Source organism: Bradyrhizobium sp. (assembly GCF_016462955.1).
In the GTDB taxonomy this organism is placed as follows: Bacteria; Pseudomonadota; Alphaproteobacteria; order Rhizobiales; family Xanthobacteraceae; genus Bradyrhizobium.
Genome location: NZ_JAEMSD010000387.1, coordinates 1 through 6,553 on the forward strand (window position 1 = coordinate 1; position 6,553 = coordinate 6,553).

Annotated in this window: 3 protein-coding genes; all 3 read right to left on the reverse strand. The window is 61.8% G+C overall.

Annotated elements, in window-relative coordinates:
• Positions 1-2,797: AAA family ATPase (locus JHD07_RS29165; RefSeq protein WP_291628459.1), on the reverse strand; the 2,797-nt coding region annotated here is incomplete at its 3' end.
• 4 nt (positions 2,798-2,801) lie between these two features.
• Positions 2,802-3,332, reverse strand: a complete 531-nt coding sequence (locus JHD07_RS29170) for a hypothetical protein (protein ID WP_291628460.1) — start codon at positions 3,330-3,332, stop codon at positions 2,802-2,804.
• A gap of 182 nt (positions 3,333-3,514) precedes the next feature.
• Positions 3,515-4,591 (reverse strand): DUF3987 domain-containing protein, encoded by a 1,077-nt coding sequence (locus JHD07_RS29175; protein ID WP_291628461.1) that lies wholly within the window; start codon positions 4,589-4,591, stop codon positions 3,515-3,517.
• Positions 4,592-6,553: the final 1,962 nt, after the last annotated feature.

Sequence of the window (6,553 nt, forward strand, 5' to 3'; positions counted from 1 at the left end):
CTCCATCCTGTGTCAGCGCCTTGGTGAGGCGATCCAATTCTCCAGTCATCGCACGCATTTCATATGAACGCCGGATGGCGGTGCGCAGGTCGTCGATGGTTGAGACCGAAGCCATCCGCTGTAAGCGCGCGATGATGTCGCGGGCTTCGGCGCTCGATGCGCGGCATTCCTCGATCTTCTTCTGAACGCCGCCGATGCCTGTCTCTTTGGCGGCTTTGAGATCGCGAACACGCGCAGCTTCGGCTGCGAGACGATCGAGATTCAATACGGCTTCCTCGGCATCGGTGCCGTGCAGGTGCGGCGCGATGGCCTGCACCAATGCGGCCACGTTGGCCTCGAATGCCATCGTATCCCTTTCGATCTTTTCGATCCGCTCATGCCTGAGGTCATTGATGCGCACGGAAGTTTCGCGCATATCGTCGAGGGCATTGATTTGCGCTTCCGCGGTCTCGGGCGCCGCTGTCAGCGGGAATTGCAGAGTCTTCAGTGCCGAAGCCCATTCGGCCGTCCACGCTTTCCATTCAGCCTCTGCCTTCTCCAGATCCTTATGCTTGCGCGTCAAGGCGCCTGCCGCCTTGTGATACGCGGCATCAAGATCGCGCCGGGCTTTGGCGGCGGTTTCATGCGTGCGTTCCACCGAAGCGGCGGCCTCCACGACCAGAAGGAGCGGCTGGCCGGACAGCGCATCTGTGGAGAGACCCAGCGCGCCAAGTTCGGCCAGGACGAGTCGCTTGGCCTCCGCCACACGCTGCTGGCAGGCGCTCGTATCCCGCTCGGCTGCGCCGCGTGCCGCGATGCGTTCCAGGATATCGGAGCGTGCGCGCAGCCACTCGATCATTACGTCCGGGGTCTCGGGCGCGGCGAAGACGCCAGCCCACAATTGGCTCCAAGCAACATCGAGCTTCGTGCGCTCTTCTTCCAGCGCCTTCTCTTCCAGGCCCAAGGACTCCAGTAAATCGTCCTGCTCGCTGATCTGCCGGCCAATGACCGCGAGCTGCGCGGCCGCGCCGGCATGCTCGAAGCGGCGATCCGCCGCCGTATCCGCAACCTGGATCGCGGTCTCGAAGTCTTCCGCGAGCACCCCCGACGGGGAAAAGGCCGCAACCTCATCTCCCGGAACCGCGGCGCCCTCAAGGTGGCGCCGCCGGATAATGGACCAGCCCGCGTCGCGCCGGCCGCGTAAGCGCTCAATTTCATCGGCCGAGACGAGTTGCTCGTCGGCGATCAGGCGCTCATGGGCTTTGCGATGCCGTGCGCGTTCTTGCTGTGCATGGCGGATGCGTTCGCGGCAGGTCTGCTGCCGTTGTTCGAGGCCGCGGCAAGCATCACGGTGGGCTTCAACGGCAGCGAGCGGCGGAACGTGCATGGACCCAAGAACGGCAGATTCAGCCACCGCCGGGCGCAAGGCTTTCAGCGCGCGTTCGATCGCGGCCTGCGCCTCCTGCTCGGCGCGCTTGGAATTGGCGATCTGGCCGGCAAGGTCGCCGAGTTCGCGGACAGCCTTGATGGTCATTGCGAGCTTGGACACATCGGTCAGTGCGCCGAGCGCCTCGATATCGGCCTCGATCTCGGCGAGTTTCTCCTGCGCTTCGGCCACGGCCCCTCTTGCATTCTCAACCGCGCTGGACTGCGCGCCGCGCCGATTGAGCAAGCCGCGAAGGGCGGCCACTTTGGCCTTAGCGGGAATCCGCCCGATCACCTGATCGAGGTCACCGCTCCATTCGAGTTCTGCGGCGAGTCGAAGGAGTGCCGCCTCGGCCGCCGCAAGTTCCGCCCGCCGCTTGGGGAGATCGGCTTTGCCGGCCCGGACCTGAATGCGGCGATCACGAAGTTGCGCGATGTCTTCGGCGCGCGCGAGCAATCCGTCATCGAAGTTGAGCGCTCCCCGTTCGACCTCAAGGGCCGCAATCTGCTCGCTCAAGGCGACGATACGCGCGGTGGCCGCGGCTTCATCAGCCGCCGCCGCCTCCAGGATTCGGGCGGCATCGGCATCAAACGCAATTACGGTCCCGAGCGTCTCAATGGCGCTTTGCGTCTCCGCGCGCTTGCGTACGTCGCGGCACACACGGCGAATGCGGTTGAGCTTGCTCAGCTCCGCCGATTTGAGCTCGATTTCCTGCTCGATCGCGGTGTGTGCATCGTTCGATGTCTCGAAGGTGCTTTTGAGCAACTGCCACTTGCTTGTGGTCACGACGTTTTCGCGCAAGCCCGCTTCGGCTGCCTTCAGGCGTTCTTCCGCCTGGAAATACTTGCGGTGCGCCGCCCGGCGCGAGGCCCAAAGCGCGTCGGCTTCAGCCTCCATGGCTTTAAGTGTCTCGCGCAGGCCCGTGATGCCGGCGCTCGCCGAGAACAGCATCTGGCCGACATCGTCTTGGGCTTGCAAGATGTCCTTGCCGCCCTGTTGCAGGCGTGGATGATCGAGGCTGAACATCCGTGTGTAGAAGCGGCGATCCGCGCCCGCAAGAAACGGGGCGAGCGCCCCCTCGCCCGACGGGAGCGGAATGTCGTCATCACCCAGCAGCGTGTCCTTGTTGCCTTTGCGGCGGCGCACTTTGAGCGTCTCGACGCCCTTCTCCAGGAGCGCTCCCACCCGCATGGCGTTGTACTCGTGCAGGAAGTTGCGCGGTGAATTAGCCGGGATGCCAAAGAGCAAATCTTCGACACCGCCCATGGTCGTGGACTTGCCGGCCTCATTCTCGCCGAGCAGCATCTGGAAGTCCGGCTTGCCAGCCGGAAGGTCGATGGTGGCGTTCGTGAAATGCCCATACTTGAGAAGATCAAGCTGTCGGATGCGCATCGGATTACACCTTCTCTGCTGCGAGGCGTGCATTGAGATACGCGCCGGCATGCGTGATGACGCCCGCGATGTCGGCATCGATGGCGGCCTTCAATGCAGCGTCGCTCGACTCCGCTCGGATATCGTGGGGCAGCTTGCGGACGAGATCGCCAAGCTCCGACGCGAGCCGCGCCTGAAGGTCAGCATCGCCTCCGGCGCCCTGGATCATCCGCTGCAAATCGCCCAGAGCGTCCTTGCGGGAGGCTGAGGCGTCAGGGCTTGCGGTCGCGATAACGAGGCGCTCGATCCAGGCCGTCTCCTCGCCCAAGCCCAAAGCGGCGGCCCGCGCCTCTGCAAGGAGGCGATCCGCCGACGCGAGCAACTCGCCGTGCAGCTTTGTCTGCCCGGTCAACTCAACCCTGCATGCCAAAAGACGGCCTTGCGCGTTGCGCGCCACGGCGTTCTCGATTGCCGCGCGCACGCGATCGATGGCGTCGGCCGATGCGTTGCAAGAGCCCACCGGCACCGGCAAATGGATCCAGCGCACGCAATCCACGTGGAGCGGCGAGATCGCCTCGACCTGGCCGTCCTCGACCGCGACAGGCGAAGCGCCTTTCGGGCCGCTTTCGCGGATGTGTCGGCCTTGCAGGTTGCCGCAGAAGACGACATGCGGCCGCTCATTGAGAACCGCGGCTTGATGCACATGCGCAAGCGCCCCATAGTCGTAGCCCTTGTTGATCAGATCCTCGATGACGCAGGGCGCATAATTTGCGTGCCCCTGCATCCCGCCCAAAGACGGCTCAAGAGTGCCGACAATCGTTCGACAGGCCCCGGTGCGCGCGGCAACTGGACGCGCGGCTCGACGTCCGGATAGATCCACCACGTTCGTGCAGCCAATCCGTCGTGAGCGTCGCCCAGCAGCGCAGGAAGTCGGCTCGGCTGCGTCGCGCCCAAAATTGAGACCAGAAGCGCCGGAATGAAAACCTTCCCTTCGCTCTTGGTGCGAACGACGTGCGGCTTGCCATCGTAGCCCTTCAGGATGAGGCCGCGCGACCGGAGACCTTGATTTGATGCTCCGAACGCCAACGCACCGCTGAGTTCGTGCGAGAGCATCATGCGGCCATCGATTCCGGTGCGAAGCTCATCCAGCAGGCCGGCACCACTGAACTCCGAGAGAATGATCCCGGGCGCCGCGACGACACCATCTCCATCGGAAGCTTCGTTCTCCATCGGAATGCCTTCGAGCAACAGGCGCCGCGCGACGGTTTCGCGCAGCTTTCGGTCGAATTTCTCCAGGAATTTGTGCTCGGTCCCCTTCAGCATCAACCCGTGCGCTTTCTGCATCTCGTGCTCGATCGCAAGAAGAGGCCGTTCAACCACACTGATCCCCAGCGATTTGCCGACTGACGGCGGCCCGATAAGGCCGGTGAACACCGCCAGGGGCTCTGCATCGCCGTCGAATGTCAGAAGGCGGGCGCGGTTGCCGATCGCGCCCGAGCAGGCGGTCAAGATGGAGCCCGCGACATAGTCGGCGCAGAGCAAGCGGGCCTCCGCAAAATCTACAACCAGCGAACGAAGGTTCGCCGGCAATGACTCAACCGGGAAGCGCGGAGCCGGCGACGTCGTCGGCAACAGAAACGAAGGATCGAAGGTCGGCCACCCGTCGGTGTTGGAGGCATCGGGACGCTCCGCTCCCGATGCCTCCGCCGAGCCAATCATGATGGGGGCATCGGCCCCTAATTCGTGCACGTTAGCCTGGTTGAGTTTCGGCTCCTGCTTGGGCTTAGCTTGTCTGGCCATATGGTTTTTCCGCAATTCTGCGGTCCCTGGTGAGGTCACGCGTCACGCGCCATTCGCGCGACGAACCTCACAGCTACCCGGCGGAAAACCGACCTTACCGGGCAACACCCCGAGATAAGGGCTCCGGCAGGGAAGATTGGTCGAAATTTTCGTGTTGGCCTTCTTTCATCATCGGGGAGCACCGGCCCTGCCAAAATGCCAAAATGTCAAAAGCCGTTAATGCGGAGCTACGGGACTGGTTTTAGGCCTAGTCCCGGCAATTCTGGCATATTGGCATTTTGACAGGTGCATACGTCTTCAAATGATCCGTCTCATGTTCGGATTCATGCTCAAGACAACCGGGCGCGCCCCCCAATCGAAGCTGGATTGACGGCGGCGCTGCCGAAAAGCCAAAATGCCAAAGCTCGATCAGAGCAAAATGGTAACTATCCTGGGTCGTATGACATCCGCGGATTTTACGTAAAGCGCGCTGGGCTGCGCCTGATACTCAAGAGAGGCCCATTTGTGATGCGCCGGCACAGGGCATGCCGCGCGCATCAGCTAGACTTTCCGTTCCGGGTTAATCCGCCGCCTTCAACGCGAGCGCCTCAAGCCGTGCTTTCAGCCATACGCGGCTAGCCTCAACGTCAGTCTGGTCACGACACGCCAAGCGGTTGTCAGCGACGACGCTGACCGCGTTTTCATTCATCACAGTTCAATATTCCACCTGATCAATCTGCAACATGAAGTCGCCGGCGCCCCGGCACGACTGATTTCAATTTGGATTTGCAACACGCTTTCGGAAACCTCATGAAAGCCATATCGCGACCGCGATGGCCCGATTGCAAATCGTGGCGTGGGGCAATCGGCGCAGCGATGCTCTGCCTCGAATACGCTCATCGGCGAAAAAGCAAAAAGACCGGGGTTCGTGCGGATGCAGGCCAGATTCCGCGTCAGTTTGTCCGCAAGTACGTGAATCGGACTCGGCAAGTACCGCCCGGCCAGGTCATCGCTCTGGAAAATGTTCACATTGGCGTCCGAACTAAGAGTTGCGATTTCGGTTACGAAAGCGAAACCGCGATCGATAAGTCGGTAAATGGGGTCGTAGTTGGTGCCAGCGGAGTGAAGGACTGAAGATCATCGTGTTGTCCGCAGCTTTGCGGTCCCTGGTGAGGTCGCGCGCCATTCGCGCGACAAACCTGACAGCTACCTGGCTGCAAACCGATCCTACCGGGCAATACCCTGAGATGAGGCTCAGGCAGGGAAGGAAAGTTACATATTCGCCTTCTTTCATTACAGGCAGCGATCTTCCCCCGACTGCCAAAATGCCAAATCCGCGATAGCGCGGAGGAAACCGGCACTGATCTTGAGCCAGCGTGATCGCCCGTGGCCGACCCTTCGACCGAACTTACGATGGCCTGGTGGCGTGTGGCATGAGGTCGGTTCAGAAGACACCGAACTCTTGCTTCAACTCAGTGCCGACGGTTGCACGGTTCATCTTCGTCGTTCTTGCTTGTCAATTCGGCTGGAAGGAGTCCGGCCATACGCTTGGTCCGTTGAAGAAGCTGGAGAGGTTGAATTTGCCAGAATGCCAGATCGTCCTCACGCAAGGTCGGCGCTTCTTCGGCCGAAGACACCCTTGCTGTCCACGTGTTAACGATAGTGCGGGGAGGGAGCTGACGGAAGTCAACAATAGTCAGCAGATGTAAACGTTGATCCTTGTTGACTCCCGTGGGGGGCACACCTGTGCATCGCTGGATGGCGTCCGCATGGCAAGGACTTTTTCGACGTCTTGGCGACTGATGGTCGGGGTGCGGTCATCGCTCCGGCCTCATCGAAAGCGGATTTCTGTCCGCGGGCCCTAATGGTAGTCCGCGGATCGGGTCCCAGCCACTGTTGTCGCGCTTGATGCGCATGCACAGGTACGGGTTCTCCGATCCTCGGTCTCGACCGGTTGCCATTACGTCGTCGTCCGTGAAGTTCGGCTAAGCGACTGAG